We start from the raw sequence: 19,883 nt of genomic DNA, 5'->3' as shown, positions 1-19,883 counted from the left end.
AAACTAGAAAAAACAGTAGAGGAAATGTAATCCTCTACTGTTTTTATTGTTGCGGAAGTCCCCTATGAAGAAACGCGGAAATACCTTCTTTCTGGCCTCCCCACACTTCCATATATAAGCTCCGCATGCACTTTCTTTCCAGAGATCAAATACTCTAAATAGCGCCTCGAAGTTGATCGGCTTACACCTACCATTGAACTTAGCATCTCTGCAGTAATTCCCTCCTCATTAACAGTTAACATATGCTTTTTTATTTTTGCTAACGTTAAAGGATCGATTCCTTTTGGTGCATATTCTATTTGATTTGCCTGCACCCCTCTTTGGGACCATAGATGTTCAATCTGTTCTGAAGATAATTGAGCATTTTTCTTTAACTTCGTAATCTTCTTTTGATAACTTTCTAAACTTGTTTTAAACCGATCAAACGTAAGTGGCTTTACGATATAATCTGTTACTCCGCCTCGTAAAGCATGCCGCACTACATCCGTCTCTGATGCGGCTGTAATCATAATAATATCTGTATCATGCAAATTATGCCTAATATATGTGACGAGTTCAGTCCCTTGCATGTCAGGTAAATATACATCTAATAAAACGAGTTGCGGCTTTACAAACTCTAACCATTCCTTCGCCTGTTCCCCAGTCGTTGCTGTTCCAATTACTTTAAACCCCTCAATTTTTTCAGTAAAACGACGATGAATTTCCGCAATCCGAATATCATCTTCTACAATCAATACTTCAATCCCCTCATTCATTACAATTCGCCTCTCTCTTTCGGTAATGCAATGATAAATAAAGCACCACCTAAATCCCCTTTTTCAATCGCAATACTTCCATTTAAATCTTCCACTAACTCTTTCACTTTTGCTAACCCATATCCACGTTTTTCGCCCGCTTTCGTCGAAAAACCTTTATAGAATATGCTTGTAATTATTTCATCATGAACACCTTGTCCTGAATCTTCCACTTCAATTAATATTTCTTCTCCAATGTCTGTTACAAACATTCTTACTTTCTTATCATGCTCGTGATTTCTTTCAATTGCTTCAAATGCATTCGTGATCAAATTCCCTAAAATAGAAACAACGTAATTACTCTCAATATGCGGACTTAACTTTTCTAAACTACTTTCCCGATCTAACATAAAATCAATCTTCAACTCTCGCGCCCTATTATAAAATCCAATTAAAATCCCGCCTAACCACGGATTTTGAATTCGTTTCATAATAAATTGAACGAATTCTTGATATACTGCCGTTTCCTTATGAATAAGCTCTAAAGCATCTTCATACGACTCTAATTGGATAAGACCTGAAAGCGTATACAATAAATTATTATATTCATGCGTTTGTGCCCGCAATGCCTCTGTATATTGCCGCGTTTGAGACAATTCTGCTGTTAATTGATCCATTTCAGATTTCAGGCGTAAGCTGGATACTACACCAGTTACTTTATGATTAACTTTAATAGGTAGACGATTGGCAATAACATCCTGCCCCTTTATATTTAATTGGCGATCAAATTGTTCTTCTCCGGTTTGAAGTACATCCAGTATCGATGAATTAGGAATAACATCTAAAATAAATTCTCCCATTATATTTTGTTGTTTATCTAAAGAAAGGATATCGTATGCCGCTTGATTTACTAAACTAACCATTCCATTTTTATCGATTACTACAATCCCTTCACGTACAGATTGAATAACTGTACTATGCTCCTCATATAAAGATGAAATTTCTTCTGGCTCCATTCCAAACATCATCCGCTTAATACTTTTTGCTAAATATACAGAGCCAATTATCCCAATTAACAGACCTGTTATTGTAATCCAAAACACACGCTTTCCATACACGTCTATCGCTCCATGAATATCATCCATTGAAAAACCAACAGATACTACACCAATAATTTCATTATCCTGATTACGAATTGGGACTTTTCCGCGTAATGAAGGCCCTAATGATCCTGTTGCTTTCGAAACGTAAGATTTCCCTTCTAATAGGACCCCTTTATTATCTCCGCCCACCATAGCTTCTCCTATTTTCTCTCGCTTAGGATGTGCATAACGAATACCATCTTTATTTCCAACTACAATAAAGTCCGCATCTGTTTCGATTCGAATTTTTTCTGCAATTGGCTGAATAATAGAAGCTGGATTTTCTTTTTGAAAAGCTTCCCCGATTTCCGGTATAGCAGCAACTGTTTTCGCAACATGCAACGCCCTTTTTCCAATTTGCTCTTCTACTGTTTCAGATAATATATAGTAAAATAAATAACTCGTTAACAGCAGTACAACAAGAATAAGTGTACTAATAGTTAATGTAATTCTCGGTTGTAGTTTCAATTTCTTCAATTTCAAAATCATTCCCCTAACATTACTGAAGATAGAATTCAAAGAATATACAGATTTTTCAACTTAATCATACCACATTTATTTCTTTACTTTTATATCATTATTCACTACTCTGCCTTAGTGTTAGCAGAGAGTCCTATAAACACACAAAAGCCCCTCTAATATCTATTTACTAGAGGGGCTTTTCACCTTACTATTCCTTATCTTTCTCTACTTCTTTTTTCTCACCTTCTACTACAGATACGACAGGTTTATCGTTTGATAGTTGCTGTACTGCGCCTTTTCCAGCAAATCCTTCTAGTAATTCTTTTAAATCAATACCAGAAGAAGCTTTTAGCGTTTCTTGCATTGTTGCCATTAAATCAGTCGCATACCCTGCAACTTTTCCGGCGCCGCTATTCTTTCCACCGCCGCCTGTATCGACAACTGTAATTTTATCAATGTTGCTAAGCGGGCTTGCAATTTCTTTCGCATAGCTTGGAAGCATTTTAAGAACCATATCCATAATCGCGGCTTGCCCATATAATTCAAATGCTTCTGCAATTTTTTGTTTCGCTTCTGCTTCTGCTAAACCTTTTAACCTAATAACATCTGCTTCCGCTGTACCTTGTGCCTTTTGTACTTCTGCCTTTGCCTGACCTTGTGCTTTTTCAATTTCTGCTTTTGCTAAACCTTCTACACGAACTTCTTCTGCACGTGCTCTTGCTTCTGCTTCAATTTTATATTGATCCGCATCTGCTTTTTTCATTTGTTTTACTTTTTCCGCTTCAGCTGATTGTTCAACAGCATAGCGATCTGCATCTGCCTTTTTCTTTACTTCTGCATCGTATTGCTTTTCACGACGCGCAATCTCTTTTTCTTCTAACTCAATTTGCTTTTCACGCTCAATGATTTTAACTCGCATTTGCTCTTCTGTAACACCTTGTTGTGCTTTCGCTTGTTGTAATTCATAGGAAAGATCTGCATCTGCGCGAGCTTGTTCTTGGTCTCTCTTATAAGATTGTACTTTTAATTCTTTATGTTTTTCAGCTTCAGCGATTTGTGCATCACGTTGATATTCTGCTTCTTTTGCTTCTTTCTCAGCACGAGCTTTTTCAATTCTCGCCTCTTTTTCACGCTCTGCATTTGCAACTGTTGCATCACGCTTAACCATTGCAATTTGCGGCTGACCAAGTGCATCTAAGTAACCGTTTTTATCCATTATTTCTTTAATTGTAAAGGAAACGATACGAAGTCCCATCTTCTTCAAATCAGTCGAAGCTACTTCATGCACCTTTTGTGCGAATTGCTCTCTATTACTATAAGCATCTTCTACTGTCATAGAAGATAAAATAGCACGTAGATGCCCTTCTAAAACTTCTTTTGCTTCTACTTTTAACTCTTCCGTTTCTTTTCCTAAATATTGTTCAGCTGCTGTAGAAACTTCTTCAATTGTCGATCCTACTTTAATAATAGAAACACCGTTTACTGTAATCGGTACACCTTGTTTCGTATACGTATCACGTGTTCCAACTTCTAATTTGTAGTTTAATAAGCTAAGAAGTTCTGCTCGTTGCATAATTGGCACAACGAAAGTACCACCACCGCGGATAATCTTAATCTTCTTTCCATCATCAGTGGTAACAACATTCTTTCCACTACCAAGCCAGTTCCCTGTTACAATTAATGCTTCATCTGGACCAACTGTACGATACTTCGTAATGAATACTAAAATGAGTAGAAGTAAAATTGCGAGTAAAACTCCACCGATAATTAATGGAATCGTCATGTAAATTCCCCCTTATAATTTTGGTTTTTTTAAAGAATAAGCGATGTTTTGTACAAGCAAAACACCATCTTGAACTCCCTCGATAATAACTTCCGTTCCTTGTGAAATATCTTTCTTTCCAATTGTTTTAGCTGGGATTGCATTACTTCCAAATTTAGAGGAGATTAATACTTCACCAAATCCTTCTGTAGGAATTGTCGTAATGACTTCTCCCTTGCAACCAATGAATTCATCCATACGTTGTACAGTATTTTGTTCAGCCTCTGCAATTGGTTTTAAAATTAGTATTTTCATTATGAAAACACCGATAAAAGATATAGCAAATGAGGCCCCGAAAATAACGAGACTATTATAGGAATATAAATATTCTCCTATATAACTAAGTCCACATAACATGGCGAAAAAACTAAGTAGCAACGTTACAACGGATACAGATCCGCCTCCAAAACTAAATATTGATTCAAAAATATCTCCAAAAAAGATATAAATAACAGTAAGTATAGTTGCAATTGTAAATCCGTATAAATAAATTGTTTCAAGTGGATAACCAAACAAGATCATTCCTTATCCCCCTTTCTTAAACAACCCTCTTTTTATTTGTATGAATCACCTCTTTCAAAGATTATTGTTCTTAATTTTCAGTTATTTATTTTTAAAGAAAAACCTGTAAGACAGGCCCCTAAAAAAGAACAGGAGAAACCTATTGTGACAGGCTCCTCCTAGTAAATAACCGATATATTATATATCTATATAATATATTATTTTCCACAAAAAGTAAAGTTAAACATACATTGGAAAAGCATTTATTTTACTGATAATGCGTATGTTCCATCGCCATTATCATATTTATATACATACAAGTAGTACTTACCTGGTTTTGCATTAAATTTTGCTTCTATATGATTTCCATTAGCTTGACCGTAAGCTGCATAATTTTGCATATCTGATTCATGGTGAAGTACCCATGTCATCCCGATTCCATGCTCATTTAAAACAGAAATATCGATATCTTTCGCTGATGCTACATTAAATGTATAAACATCGGTGTGATCCCCGCTGATAAGGCTACCTTTTATAGTAGTGTTTAGCCCGATGCGATTTGCTTCCTCTGGACGATTATTTGGTTCAGATTCTGTTAAACTTCCATCTTTAATCGTAACATTTGTTTCGCTTCTACTCTCTTTTCCTTTATCATCTTTTACTCTTAACGCTACTTTATAAGTTCCTTCTCTTTCATATGCATGTACTGGATTAACTTCTGTACTTGTTCTTCCGTCTCCAAACTCCCATGAATAAGAAACGATTTTTCCATCTTCGTCGTTTGATCCATCACTTTTGAATTGAATTCCTTCTTTTACAAGCCCATTATAAGGACCGTTTATATTAACTGTCGGAGCTTTATTTTCTCCGTCATCTTTTGCGATACCATGAAAGACTACATCATATTCAAATTGATTGGAACTATTCACACGATAATTGACGAAATATGCTGTAACCGTTTTGTAGCCGCTCCATTCTTTTTGCGGCAATTGTTCTAAAGCTTCATTTACTCTTTTACTCATTGCGTTCCAGTCTTCTGATTCACCTTTTGTTACACTACCTGTAAACGTACCTTCTAATGTAAATGTATTAAAGAATTGAGACTCATATTTTGTCATTTTTGTATCTTTCATAGACAACTTCTCACTAATTTCTTTCTTCACTTCTGTTAACGATTTTGGTGCATGTTCAGTTAAATAATCATCTGCTACCTCTGGTACATTATACTTATCTTGATTATCAATTAACTGCTGCATATAAGCTTGGTACTCTTTATTTAACTTCGGATCTTTACTTAAAGTTTCACGATATGTATCATAATTTTTCACGTCATTCGCACGAATTAAATCTTGAATTTTATCAAACGTTTCAAATTGATGAGTATATAAGTACGACTGCAATGCAAACGAGTAATTATAAAAATCCCAAGAACCATATTTAGCAAATAGTGTACGCTCTGCCGTATAACGGCTTGCAGGATCAGATGATAACCCACTAATTATGCTCTTTCTCGGTACAACGTTATTCGTACGAGTAGATCCTGCGAAAAATTCTGCATTCCCTTCTTGGAACCAAGTTAATCTTTCATTTTGATACATATCTCCTCTTCCAAATAAACCTGGTACTTCATATCTTCCTTGAAGATAATGAGTAAACTCATGACGGAATAACTCTTCTAAACTATAAATACTTTGCTCTGGCGTACGCTCATATGTAAAGAATGTACCTGTCTCTTCAATATAAATTCCACCGTTATTCGTCTCATATCCGTACAGTTGTCTATTTAACTGATATTCATCCGGAGTATTATAAATTACTATCGTTAATACATCGTCTGCATTGCCTTGTTCTAAAGCTTTATCATTTCCAATTACACGATGATATTGAGCCTTTACTTCCTTTGCTGCCCAATATAATCTCTTAATTTTCTCTTCGGATACTTTATCTCCCGTTTTGAATACAATAGATCCATCATCAAATGTATACGTTTTTGGTAAGTATTGCTCTTTTCCTTCTTTACGTATCTTCTCTAAATCTACCGTATTCCCGCTATAATCTTTCCCATTATAGTTTGTTGTAATTTGTTCTACCGCAACAAAATACGGTTCACTTAAACGTGGATGCATATGCATCGCTTGTGTAGCAACCTCTAATCCTTTATTTGGATTACTATGAAACTTCCCTAAACGGCTAGCAAAATAAATTCCATTATTAACGAGCCATTTATTTTCTGGCGTTACTTCATTTAGAAGAGCAATACGATTTATTTCATTAATAAACCCATCTACTTTTCCATACCACATCGTTTCATTCGCTTCTTTACGAGCCTCAATTAAGTAAGACTGTATATCATAGTCAATGCCTTGCATCATATCGTACACAGCTTGTCCTTTCATACGATCGTCTACATATGCATTAAAATTATCATTATATTGTTTTAAAATATTCGATGCGTATTGCACCGTTTCAACATCACTTGATGCATTACTAATTAATTTACCGTATGCAGATACTACTGTATCTTGCTCATTTGTTCCAAGCTTAAAGTTTGGATTTTTTGCGATTGCTTTTAAAGCAGGTAAACATTTGTCCTGAAAGCTTCTTTCATTCAAGGCGCTTAATTCATTATTATAAAATGCAAGATAAAAAGCTGAACGTAACACTTCAGTAAACGTTTGAATTCCTTTTGAATCATCTTTCGTAAATGTACTACCTCTATGAGCTAATTCGTCTATAATTACTTGCATTTTTCCTTTGTCCTGATAAAAAGTTTTCGCGTCTTCATTAAACTGGAACAAGTCTGTAATTTGATTCCACTTAATACTTCCTAACGTTTCAATCAATTCTTGATGACTCATTTTGTTTAAATCCGCCATTGAATAACTTTCTTTAACCTGCTTTACTTTTGAACTCTTCATAATAGATGCTGGTCGCTGTGAAAAGTCTCCTACTTTTAAACGTTCTTGAAATGATAATGTTTCCTCAGCTTTAGAAGCGTGTCCGATCTCATCTACTGGTTTTTCAATTCCAACTGGTTTCGAATGCAATACATTATATGGGACCTTTTCTTCTGCTAATACATTCGTTTGAATTGCTCCTAACGATAGCGCCATTGTACTAATACTAAGCATCACTTTATTAATCTTTAATTTCTTGTTCATATCATTACCCCCTATTTATATATTCCATTCACGAAATTAACATATTATCTGGATAAAATGATATAAAATGCAATATTTCATATTATTTCTTCATACATTTTGAACGTATCGTGAACGAAAAGTACTCACAATTTCCGCTACAGTTTCTCCATTATTTAAGTGATCAAAACATCCTCGTATTAATATCCTTCCCCTATTCAAAAAGACCTTATCATAAGCATATTTCAACATGAAATTGCTATGATAAGGTCTTCTCAAAAAAATATATATTATTTGTAATAATAAGATAAAACGTTATTTATTTCTTAAATAATCTCTTTCTAAATACAAACATACTTAATGCTGAAAGAACAAGTGCTAATCCAGAAAGTAAACTCGATGTGTTAGCTTGACCACCAGTTGCTGCTAAAGATTTCTGATTTTCCTCTTGCTTCTTAGCATGTTGTTTATTTGAATCTTTTTCTTTCGTACTCTCTTGTTCTACCACTTTCACTGACCCAACTTGATTATCCCCTTTTGGCTCTTGATCCAATCTAGTTGTCACTTCTTTTACCTCTTCTTTTGTACCTTCAACTTCTTTTGTTTCTCCAACTTCTTTTGCTGGTTCTTTTACTTCTTCTTTTGTTTCTTCAACTTCTTTTGTCGGTTCTTTTACTTCTTCTTTTGTTTCTCCAACTTCTTTTGCTGGTTCTTTCACTTCTTCTTTTGTACCTTCAACTTCTTTTACCGGCTCTTTTACTTCTTCTTTTGTTTCTTCAACTTCTTTTTCCGGTTCTTTTACTTCTTCTTTTGTTTCTTCAACTTCTTTTGTCGGTTCTGTCACTTCTTCTTTTTCAACTATATTTTGGATTACCGTTCCGTTAAAACTTATACTAATTTCATCAGAATCCAAATCAAATTTATACACCTTTTCACCTGGGGTACTCCATTTTATTACTCCGTTATTAAGCGTTCCGCCCTCACCTGTCATTTTGATATTGTCAATAGCTTCTCCTTCTAAGTCATATACAGGGACTTGAATTTCTTCATTTACTTTTGCTTCATCTAAAATGATTTTTTGTCTCCCGACATCAATTGAAAACCACTGCCCTAATTGTATTAACGGTCTTACATCACGAATTTCATTCCCTGCTAAATTCAAGCTAAGTAAGTCTAGCATTGAACCAATAACCGTTACATCTTTAATATGATTGTCTGCAAGATTTAACCATTGTAAGTTTTTTAATGAAGATAACGGTGTTATATCTTCAATTTGATTATGAGATACATTCACATTATTCAATTGTTTCAAGTTCGAGATGAACTCAATATTTTTCAAGCCTACTCCTTCTAAAGTGAGGTTTTCTAAGTTCGTCATGTACTCTAAACCTGTTACATCTTTTATCTCTTTTTCTTTTTCTTTAAGTATCTCTAATGTTTTAATCTGTAATAAATCTTCTTTTGTTATAGGAGCGTTTAAATTCTCTCTACCTAAATTCTCTTTATTAATATGTTGTTGTAAATGTTTATCCAGGATTACATTTTGACTTTCTTTTTGTTTTTCAACTATTTTCTGGACAACCATCCCATTAAATCTTATTTTACTTTCAGCAGAATTCATATCTAGTTTAAATTCATATATTTTTTCTCCAGGACTATTCCATTTTATAAATCCGTTATTCAGAGTAGCTCCCTCACTTTTCAAATTAATATTTTGAAGTGGTTCTCCTTTAAGATTATATATTGGAATTGTTATTTCTTCATCTACGCTTGCTTCATCTAAAAAGATTTTTTGTCTCTGAATGTCAATCCCAATTCGCTTACCTAGTTCTTGAACAGGCCTTATATCAAAAATCTCATTCGCTGCAAGGTTTACTTCGTATAAATCTGTTAGCTCGCCAAGTGCTGATATATCAGAAATATAATTCTCTTCTAAATTCAGTACTTGTAATTTTCCTAATTTAGATAATGGTGATATATCTTTTAGTTCACTATCAGCAATTTCTAGTTCAATAAGATTACTCATTTTACTAATAGGCTCAACATCACTAATTTTATTATTTCCTATCCATAGTAGTTTCACATTCTTTAACTTCTCAATACCCGAAAGATTACTAATTTGATTATTTGCTAAGTATACTTCTTCTAACGATAACACTGTAAATAATGGTGTAAGATCCTTTATATTATTACCGATTAAATCTAATATTTTAATCTTTTTCATTTGACTTAACGGTGTAAGATCTGCAATTTTATTATCTCTTAAAAAGAGCATGTCAAGATTCTCTAGCTTAGAAACGGGTTGAATGCTTTCAATTGGATTAGAGGATAAATCTAAATATTTCAAATGTCTCAATTCTGAGATAACAGATATGTCTGTTACGTTAGACTCTCTTAATGTCAACTTCTCTAAGTTTGTCATATATTCTAAACCAGCTATTTCATTTATTCCTTCACCTGAATATATGGTTAATGTTTTAATCTTTAATAAATCTTCCTTCGTTATAGGTTCATTTATATTTTTTCTATCTAAATTGTACTTATTAATATGCTGTTGTAATTTCTTATCAACTATTACATTCGCAACTTTTTCTTGTTGTTCCACTTTATCCTCTTTATTTTCCTTTTGCTTTTCTGGAACATTATTTTCTAAATTTAAAGTATTTACTTCAAACTGTACTTGATATTTATTGTTATATCCCATTGTCGGAATATAAATATGCATTTGCATATTATACCTTTTTCCTAATTCTCCAACTTCAAATTGAATAACCTTCGTCCCATTTTTCTTTTTATCCTCAGATATTACTTTCACATCATGAAACACACCAGAAGTATGAATATCCTCTGTTTTCAAGTATTGAAAGAAATCACTATCACTTAACGTTGCCGTTACGATTTTCTTTCCGTTCTCGATTGTTAATTTCGGATCCTTTATATAAACAGCTGCCATGGACTCTTCATTTGTTTTATCTTTATACGCTTTAATAACAGCATCATATGTACCATTTTCTAAAGCATATCCAGTTTTATTTGCCTCAATTGCTACTGCCGCTAAAGCAGGTGTCGAATATACAGCAAACGGTAACGATAACGTCGCCGCTATTAACATTGCATTTATATGTTTTCTTTTATTTTTTTTCAACTTTACATCTCCTCCGAAATATATAAATCAAAATGTAATCATTCTCGAATAAATGATAATGATTTTCATTATCATTGTCAACTAAAAAAATAAAAAGTTTACAAAAAAATAAACCCCTTCAAAAGGGGTTATGCCATTTTCTCTCCTGATTCTTCTTTAAAAAAGCTCTTCATCGCATGAAATACATCTGCTTTTTGTTTTAAAATATAATATCTGAAGTTCTCATCTTTAATATTTTTATAGGCTGACATGAGCGTACTATGGCGGTTGTACTGATTCACTTCCCCATACCCAAACATATTACACTTCTTCATCAACTCTTCAACAAGCTTTACACATCTAGCATTATCTGAAGTTAAATTATCACCGTCTGAAAAATGGAATGGATAAATATTATAACGGTCTGGTGAATATTTATTATCGATTAACTCAAGTGCTTTTTTGTATACGGAAGAACAGATCGTTCCACCACTTTCTCCTTTTGAGAAAAATTCTTCTTCTGTAACGACCTTCGCTTCCGTATGATGGGCAATAAACTCAATGTCTACGGTTTCATACTTTGTGCGTAAAAATCTTGTCATCCAGAAAAAGAAGCTACGTGCCATATACTTCTCCCATATCCCCATCGATCCACTCGTATCCATCATCGCTAATACAACAGCTTTTGAATCTGGCTTTAACACTTCATTCCAAGTACGGAACTTTAAATCTTCTTGGTGAATTGGATGGAAAGATGCTTTACCACGCATTGCATTTCGTTTATATGCAGATATCATCGTTCGCTTCTTATCGATATTTCCCCATAATCCTGTTTTTCTAATATCATTAAATTCAATGTGTTCAATCCGGTTTTCATCCAGTTCTTTTCTCTTTAAATTAGGCAACTCTAACTCTTTGAAAAACGCTTGCTCCAATTCTAAAATTGAGACTTCTGCTTCATAATAATCTTCTCCAGCTGCATCTCCTGCCCCTTGCCCTTTTCCTGGTCCTTTCTGCTTTTGACCACCTGATCCATCTCTCGCAACGACATCGCCAACTTTGCTGTCACCGTTCCCTTGCCCAACATGTTTATTTTTATCATAATTGTATCTAATCTTATATTCATCTAAAGAACGAATCGGTATTTTCACAACATCCCTACCATTAGACATAACAATATTTTCTTCCGTTACAAGATCTGGTAAATTATTTTTAATTGCCTCTTGTACTTTTTCTTGATGGCGTTGTTGGTCGTCATATCCTTTGCGATGGAGGGACCAGTTTTCCTGTGAAATTGTATAGTTTGGTTGATTTTCTTCGCCCATGCCTTTCCCCCCTTACTGTATTGGTTTTCTCTTATGAACAGCAATCTATAATTTTGTTTTCTAGTGTGCGTAACTATAATATTTGAAAAATAACTGTTCATCGAAAATCATCCCATAAACATATATAGCGTTTTTCATACAATACTCCGAGCATCTTAAACAAAATTTTGCCACTCACATAATAGAAAGAAACATTCAGCCGTTGATAAGAAAGAAACACAATGCATTGTTGCACACATTTTCGTTTTGCAACATATTGTATTGTGTTGGCTTTTTTGTATGAATGGTTGGTTACTCTATCATATGCATATTGTAAAAATAATTGACAATAAATTCATAAAATCGCATCTTAATTTATTATATTCGGACAAGCTATGACATTTTTTACAAATATCAATAGATAACAAAACGCCGTCCCAAGAATAAGAGACAGCGTTTTGTTATCAAACTATCGATTTAACAAACTACCTACATATCGTAACAATTCATTCGCGGATGAAGAATTATAGCCATGCTCATCAATTAAGCGTGCAACAACATCATTGATTTTCTTAAGCTGATTTTCGTCTGGTGTTTTCGTTGATGTTGTAATTTTCACTATATCTTTTAAATCAGCAAATAGTTTTTTCTGAATCGCTTCACGAAGACGTTCGTGTGAATTATAATCAAAGCGCTTCCCTTTACGTGCATAAGCAGAAATGCGAATTAAAATTTCTTCACGGAATGCCTTTTTAGCATTTTCTGAAATTCCAATTTGCTCTTCAATCGAACGCATAAGTTTTTCATCTGGGCTCATTTCTTCACCTGTTAAAGGATCACGTAATTTTGATTTATTGCAGTACGCTTCGACGTTATCTAAGTAATTATCCATAAGTGTCTTAGCTGATTCTTCGTATGAATAAACAAACGCTTTTTGTACTTCTTTCTTAGCAATTTCATCGTATTCTTTTCTCGCTAATGAGATGAAATTCATATAGCGCTCTCGGTCTTCACTACTAATTGACGGGTGCTGATCCAATCCGTCTTTTAACGATCTCAGTACATCTAGTGCATTAATAGATGGTACCTCTTTTCGAATAATTGTAGAAGAAATTCGGTTAATGACATAACGAGGATCAATCCCCTTCATACCTTCATCTTGATATTCGCGTTGCAATTCTTCTACATCAATCGCATTATACCCTTCTACGGTTTCTCCATCATATAAACGCATCTTTTTAATTGAATCAATATCCGGACGCTTCGGATCTTTTAAACGAGTTAAAATAGTGAACATTGCTGCAACGCGAAGTGTATGCGGTGCAATATGAACATTGGACACATCACTTTCACGAATCATTTTTTCATAAATATGTTCTTCTTCACTAACCCGTAAATTATATGGAACCGGCATTACAATAATTCGTGAATGCAATGCTTCATTTTTCTTATTTGCTATGAAGGAACGATACTCTGTTTCATTTGTATGCGCTACAATTAATTCATCTGCTGAAATAAGCGCAAATCTGCCTGCCTTGAAATTTCCTTCTTGTGTAAGCGATAATAAATGCCATAAAAATTTCTCATCACATTTTAGCATCTCTTGGAATTCCATCATTCCACGGTTCGCCTTATTTAATTCTCCATCAAATCGATATGCACGAGGATCTGATTCCGAACCGTATTCTGCAATTGTAGAAAAGTCTAGACTACCTGTTAAATCGGCAATATCTTGTGATTTTGGATCAGAAGGACTAAATGTACCAATTCCTGTACGGCGATCTTCAGAGAAGAAAATACGCTCTACAACTACATCCTCAATTCTTGACCCGTATTCTTGCTCTAGACGCATAACATTTAATGGTGATAAATTCCCTTCAATTCTTACTCCATACTCATCAAAGAAATCATTCCGTAAATGCTGCGGAATTAAATGAAGTGGATCTTCATGCATTGGGCAGCCTTTTAATGCAAAAATCGCTCCACGATCTGTTCGTGAATATGTTTCTAATCCTCGTTTCAACATCGTAACTAATGTTGATTTCCCCCCACTAACAGGCCCCATTAATAACAAAATACGTTTTCTAACATCTAATCGTTTTGCAGATGGATGAAAATATTCTTCCACAAGGCGTTCTAAAGCATCCTCTAATCCAAATAGCTGATTACTAAAGAAGTTATATTTTCTTCTACCATCAACTTCTTCAATCCCAGCATCTTTTATCATATTGTAAATGCGAGAGTGTGCTGTTTGAGCCACCCATGGTCTTTCTTTCACAAGCTCCAAATACTCCGCAAACGTACCTTCCCATTGTAAACGTTCTTCTGCTTCCCGATATTGTTCAACTTTCTTTAGAATATCCATTATAGCTCCTCCCCCATCTCCTTGTTCAATCGGATTATTATAAAAGGTATGCTAGGATGTCCTTAAACATTCTTTAAATCAAAACGAAATATATAATAGCGCTATAAAATTCTCTCCAAAATTCAAAGAAAATTCTGTATAATAAAGGTATTAAAGTTTTTACGCTGCTATTCATTGTAAATAAATTCTTTTCTTCTAGGAACCTTACATACATTTCGATTCACAAATAGGATTCGTAAACCGAAAAAGTAAGGAGGAAATTAGGATGAAGTTATTATTAATTTTAGGTGTATCACTCACATTTCTTACAGCTATTTTCACATCTGGTTATAACGATAAACCAGGTACACATAAAAAGTGATGTGCTGAAAAGCACATCACTTTTTTTCTTGTTTTTTATACACTATTTAAAATAAATATTTTCCACATCGTATATCGATAAAGGACGATTATAAAAATAACCTTGTACGAGTTTCACATTCTTTTCCTTTAAAAATTGTATTTGTTCCGCTTTTTCTACTCCTTCTGCAATTACATTTAACCCTAGAGTATGTGCTAAATGAATAATTGCAGCTGTAATATTCGTATCTCTTTCATCTTTATATATACCTTCCATAAAAGAACGATCAATTTTTAACGTATCAATCGGATATGTTTTTAAATAACTTAAAGATGAATATCCCGTTCCAAAGTCATCTAAATGAATCTTTAAATTTTGTTCTTTTAACTGCATTAACACTCTTTTCGATAAATCTTTATGTATAAGAGCCCCTTCTGTAACTTCTATTGCTAATAAATGAGGGGGGACGTTGTACTTATTTAAAGCACGTGTAATCATCTCTATTAGTGTAATAGAACGAAAATGTCTAGCTGAAATATTAACTGCAATTGGTACAACTTCATACCCTTTATTTAACCATTCACGTATCTGTTCACAAACTTGATGTACTACCCATTCATCAAGTTTAATAATAAATCCTGTTCTTTCAGCAAGTGGGATAAATTGATTTGGCGAGACAAATCCTAGCTCCTTATTCTCCCACCTTATTAATGCTTCCATACTGGCTATCTTTCCCGTTTCAATATTAATTTGAGGTTGATAATATAGGAAAAATTCATTTTTCTCTATAGCACGATGTAACTGATTCTCTATTATAAACCTTTGTTCACGTTCACAATCTAATCCACTACAATAAAAATGATAATATCCTTTTCCCTTTTCCTTTGCTTTTTCCAAAGCTGTGTCGACTCTTTGGAAAAGCATTTTTTCATCCATTCCATCTTTTGGAGCCATTACAATCCCAATTGATGCACTCAAATAAACATCCTCTTCTTCTATTACAAAATTCTCACTAATTCTTTTTAATATTGTTTGTGCCACTTCCTCTACGCATTCTTTCGTTATATTTTCTATTAACATAACAAATTGATCATCATGTTCTCTAAATAAATGCATATCTTCTATTTTTAGTTCTCGTAGGCATTCAGTAACTTTTTTTAATACTTGATCCCCTTCTTTATGACCAAATGTATCATTAATAAGGTGAAATTCATCCAAATCTATAAAAACCAATGCAAATTCTTTATTATCATCTAAAAATTCATTTAGTTTATTTGTACATGATATTCTATTCATTAACCCCGTTAACTGATCGAAGTAAGCCAAATACTCTGTTTTCATCTCATTTAATACTTGCCTCGTAACATCCCTCGTAACAATGTACACCCCGACGATTTCACTATTCACAATAATGGGGATAGTCCTCACAGAAATATAAAGTTCATATCCTTCTTTATGAACATATTTCTTTGCAACAATTTGTTTTGCTTTTCCCTGTAAAGCATTCTTAAATATAGTTTGAACAGTTTTTTCATATTCTTTATTTATAAACTGAAAAATAAATTGGTCCTTTAACTCTTCATATCGATACCCAAAAATTTCATAAGTTGCTGGATTTGCATATGTAATTCTTCCAATAGAATCTACAGATACAATGGAATCATTATTATATTCTAGTAATGACTTAAATAACATTTGTTTTTCTTCTATTTCCGCTTTTTTCTTAACCTGTGCTGTAATATCTCTAGTAATACAAATAATAAACTGACATGTTCCATTTACATCGCATACTGGATTAAGTGAAGATTCATAATGTATATCACCAGCTGGCAAACTAATTACATCACAAAACGTATTTGCTCTCGCTTCTCTCATTACTTTTTCATATTGTCCTTGCAATAACCTTGCCGTATCTTCTGGTAATACTTCTGCAAAAGTTTTTCCATAACATTCTTTCCCTAGCCTGGCGTGATCCATTCCTATTTTATTCACATAAATATATTTAAAAGTTTCATCGTCAATAACTTTCACAATAAACACTAAATCTTGAATAGCATGTAACAGTCCCTGTCTTACTAAATCCATATCTATCATACTTAAAAAGGTATTTTGATTATTATATTGTTCCTTCATATTTATCTCAACCCGTCTTATCTATTTTTATTCATATATCTCATTCTATATGAATATGTACCTTTTTTAAAATGTATGATTACATATTTTTTTAAAAAATAAAAAAGTCGCCAAATGGCGACTTTTAATAAACGATTTCTAAATCTAATCCTGGATAATTTTGTTGACGGAACGCTTCATAAATTAAAATTGCTGCTGTATTAGATAAATTTAATGAACGTACTTTATCCGTCATTGGAATACGTAAACAATGATCGAAGTTTTCTTCAATTACATTAGCTGGTAATCCATTTGTTTCTCTTCCAAATACGAAATAGTAATCCTTCTCACGTTTGCTATAATCAAATGCTGTATGAGCTTTCTCGCCATACTTTGTTAAATAGAAGAATTCACCATCTTTATTTTTCTCATAAAATTCTTCGATTGAATCATAATACGTAACTTTTACGTGCTGCCAATAATCTAGTCCTGCACGCTTTAACATTTTGTCATCCGTTGAAAATCCAAGCGGTCTAATCAAATGTAACTCTGTTCCAGTTGCTGCACAAGTACGTGCAATATTCCCTGTATTTGCTGGAATTTCTGGTTGATATAAAACAACATGTACTCCCACGCGATATTCACCTCTATTTTTTGTCTACTACGTATTATACCACTTGAACGAAAAATCTCTACCCATTAATAATATGAAAGAATTTATATTTCATTTGTGGTGTATATTTACTAGAGTCTTCATAGTTCCAATAACGCCTGCGGCTATTCGCTGAATGTGCATTTACAAGCGGCATACCATCTGCGTCTTTTGCTACTACAATTGTCGTATGATTCCACCTACCATCATCCTCAAAATCATACGCAATTACATCGCCAAGAATAAGGTCTTCTGGCTTTTCTACTGCTTCTGCTCGAAGACCAGCTGTAGCACCTGACAAATACCAATAAAAAGAGTGTGCTACAGCCCAGCTCCAACTCCACTGGTTTCCCCTTTGCCACCACCCTTTACGAATATTAGGATGTCCATTCATTGGCACTTCTCCAGTGTGCAGACATTGTGAAATGAAATTTGTACAATTATCAGGAAAATTACGGTATGCAGGATTGCGATCATCCCACCAACGCTCTGCATATTTCACTGCCTCTAAACGATTATATTGATATGAACCGTATTTTTCTTTCGTGACTTCCCGTTCTAACGTTTCACCTATTTCTATTTCTTCTGACACTTCAAGAGCATAATCATCTATTATACGACTATTTTTCAAACAAACCCGTCGTTTTAATTGTTCCTCTTCGATATAAAATAATTCTTTATGCTTAATTAAATATTTCAAGTGTATTTGATAATCAATTTCTTGATGCTCATTACTATTTAATTGTCTAATGAAAGAAATATCTGCAGTTGCTTTCACTATATGTGCACTACGCTTTTGAAACAATTGTTTCTTTCTCTGTACCATTTGTAACAAATCTATTGCAATACCATCTACATCTGTTCGTTTCTCTGTTATATATGCTAAAAACTGTTGCACTTGCTTTTCAATATTCGCTTTTACAACCATTTCGTCTCCCTCCCATATTACAATATGAAAAAGGGAGATATTATCTACTCTTTTTTCTGTGCTAACAATTCAAGTCCACGATTCATTTCATGAAGAACCTCTTCATCTTTCTCACGTTCCATCGCTTTCTCAATGTCTTCTCCTACTCCATCTCCACCAATTTTCCCAAGTGCCCATGCTGCTGTTCCCCGAAGTACTGGTCTTGGATCATCTTTCATAACACCGATTAAATCAGGAATTGCTGCTGTTTCTTTAAAATGTGCAAGTGCTAAAATAGCATTTCGTTGCAATGGCTTTTTACCTCTCCATGAACCAGACATAACCCCATATTTTCCCTTGAAATCACGATTACTAATTGTTAAAAGTGGTGTTAATAATGGTTTAACTAATTCAGGATCAGGCTCCATTTCAGGATGGTTATGAAAATCCATTCCTTTATTTTTCGGACAAACAGTCTGACACGTATCACATCCATATATACGATTTCCTATTTTATCGCGATATTCTTCAGGCAGAAATCCTTTTGTCTGTGTTAAAAATGCAATACATTTCTTCGAGTCCAACTGGCCGCCTTGTACTAAAGCACCTGTAGGACAAATATCAATACATTTCGTACAACTTCCACATTGATCTTCTATTGGCCGATCAGGAGGGAATGGAACATTCGTAATCATTTCTCCTAAGTATACATACGAACCAAATTCCGGCGTAATAATAGCGCAGTTCTTACCACTCCATCCAATACCGGCACGCTCTGAAACAGCTCGATCACTTAGCTCCCCTGTATCAACCATTGATTTCACTTCTATATCCGGAAGCTTTTCGATTAAATACGCCTCTAACTTTTGCAAACGATCTCGTAAAACAAGGTGATAATCTTGGCCCCAAGAAGCACGACAAAAAATCCCGCGACGTTCTCCACGCTTACTTAATGGTGCATTTTTTAATTTTGAAGGGTACGCTAAAGCAATCGCAATAATTGATTTCGCACCAGGTAACAATAGCTGTGGATTCGTTCTCTTCTCTATATCAGGTTCTTCGAATCCAGACTGATAATTCAACTGTTGTTGCTGGATTAGACGCTGCTTTAACTCCTCAAATGGTGAAGCACTGGCAAAACCTATTTTATCTATACCAATCGTTTTACTATACGCAATTACATCTTGCTTTAATTGTTCAAAATCCATTCTTTATCGCCTCCTCCGATGAATCCATCCCTTATGTAACGACTATATTGGTTAGCAATTCACTTTTGGA

The 19,883-nt window shown here is 34.0% G+C and carries 12 protein-coding genes; all 12 read right to left on the bottom strand.

Annotation, left to right across the window (positions count from 1 at the left end):
* Positions 1 to 62 precede the first annotated feature (62 nt).
* Positions 63 to 755 carry a response regulator gene (locus NSQ47_RS23475; protein ID WP_002113922.1) on the bottom strand — a complete coding sequence of 231 codons (693 nt, stop codon included), beginning with the start codon at positions 753 to 755 and terminating at the stop codon, positions 63 to 65.
* Positions 755 to 2,365 carry a sensor histidine kinase gene (locus NSQ47_RS23470; protein ID WP_341038075.1) on the bottom strand — a complete coding sequence of 537 codons (1,611 nt, stop codon included), beginning with the start codon at positions 2,363 to 2,365 and terminating at the stop codon, positions 755 to 757. Before NSQ47_RS23470 ends, NSQ47_RS23475 begins: the two co-directional genes overlap by 1 nt.
* Before the next feature lie 181 nt (positions 2,366 to 2,546).
* Positions 2,547 to 4,121, bottom strand: coding sequence for a flotillin family protein (locus NSQ47_RS23465; RefSeq protein WP_002159361.1), 1,575 nt, complete (start codon positions 4,119 to 4,121; stop codon positions 2,547 to 2,549).
* A gap of 12 nt (positions 4,122 to 4,133) precedes the next feature.
* Positions 4,134 to 4,682, bottom strand: coding sequence for an NfeD family protein (locus NSQ47_RS23460; protein WP_002159362.1), 549 nt, complete (start codon positions 4,680 to 4,682; stop codon positions 4,134 to 4,136).
* Positions 4,683 to 4,924: 242 nt separating this feature from the next.
* Entirely contained in the window at positions 4,925 to 7,822 is a 2,898-nt protein-coding gene (gene colA, locus NSQ47_RS23455) for a collagenase ColA (protein ID WP_341038073.1), read from the bottom strand.
* Positions 7,823 to 8,120: 298 nt separating this feature from the next.
* On the bottom strand, positions 8,121 to 10,946 hold the full coding sequence (locus NSQ47_RS23450; protein ID WP_341038072.1) for a leucine-rich repeat domain-containing protein: 2,826 nt from the start codon (positions 10,944 to 10,946) through the stop codon (positions 8,121 to 8,123).
* 128 nt (positions 10,947 to 11,074) lie between these two features.
* Positions 11,075 to 12,250: a sporulation protein YhbH gene (gene yhbH, locus NSQ47_RS23445; protein WP_002113900.1), complete on the bottom strand. Its 1,176-nt coding sequence runs from the start codon at positions 12,248 to 12,250 to the stop codon at positions 11,075 to 11,077.
* Positions 12,251 to 12,698: 448 nt separating this feature from the next.
* The gene (locus NSQ47_RS23440) at positions 12,699 to 14,594 is read right to left on the bottom strand and encodes a PrkA family serine protein kinase (protein WP_341038071.1); all 1,896 of its coding nucleotides are present in this window, start codon (positions 14,592 to 14,594) and stop codon (positions 12,699 to 12,701) included.
* Positions 14,595 to 14,997: 403 nt separating this feature from the next.
* Complete coding sequence (locus tag NSQ47_RS23435) at positions 14,998 to 17,067, bottom strand: sensor domain-containing protein (RefSeq protein ID WP_341038070.1); 2,070 nt, start codon at positions 17,065 to 17,067, stop codon at positions 14,998 to 15,000.
* A gap of 124 nt (positions 17,068 to 17,191) precedes the next feature.
* Positions 17,192 to 17,680, bottom strand: a complete 489-nt coding sequence (gene trmL, locus NSQ47_RS23430; RefSeq protein WP_000538149.1) for a tRNA (uridine(34)/cytosine(34)/5-carboxymethylaminomethyluridine(34)-2'-O)-methyltransferase TrmL — start codon at positions 17,678 to 17,680, stop codon at positions 17,192 to 17,194.
* Positions 17,681 to 17,738: 58 nt separating this feature from the next.
* A complete protein-coding gene (locus NSQ47_RS23425) occupies positions 17,739 to 18,626 on the bottom strand; it encodes an amidase domain-containing protein (RefSeq protein ID WP_002159369.1) in 888 nt (295 codons plus the stop codon).
* A 44-nt stretch (positions 18,627 to 18,670) separates the two neighbouring features.
* Positions 18,671 to 19,813 carry a tRNA epoxyqueuosine(34) reductase QueG gene (gene queG, locus NSQ47_RS23420; protein ID WP_002159370.1) on the bottom strand — a complete coding sequence of 381 codons (1,143 nt, stop codon included), beginning with the start codon at positions 19,811 to 19,813 and terminating at the stop codon, positions 18,671 to 18,673.
* Positions 19,814 to 19,883 lie beyond the last annotated feature (70 nt).

The organism is Bacillus sp. FSL R10-2780 (assembly GCF_038006125.1).
Classification (GTDB): Bacteria; Bacillota; Bacilli; order Bacillales; family Bacillaceae_G; genus Bacillus_A; species Bacillus_A cereus_U.
This window is presented reverse-complemented; position numbering and strand designations above follow the sequence as displayed.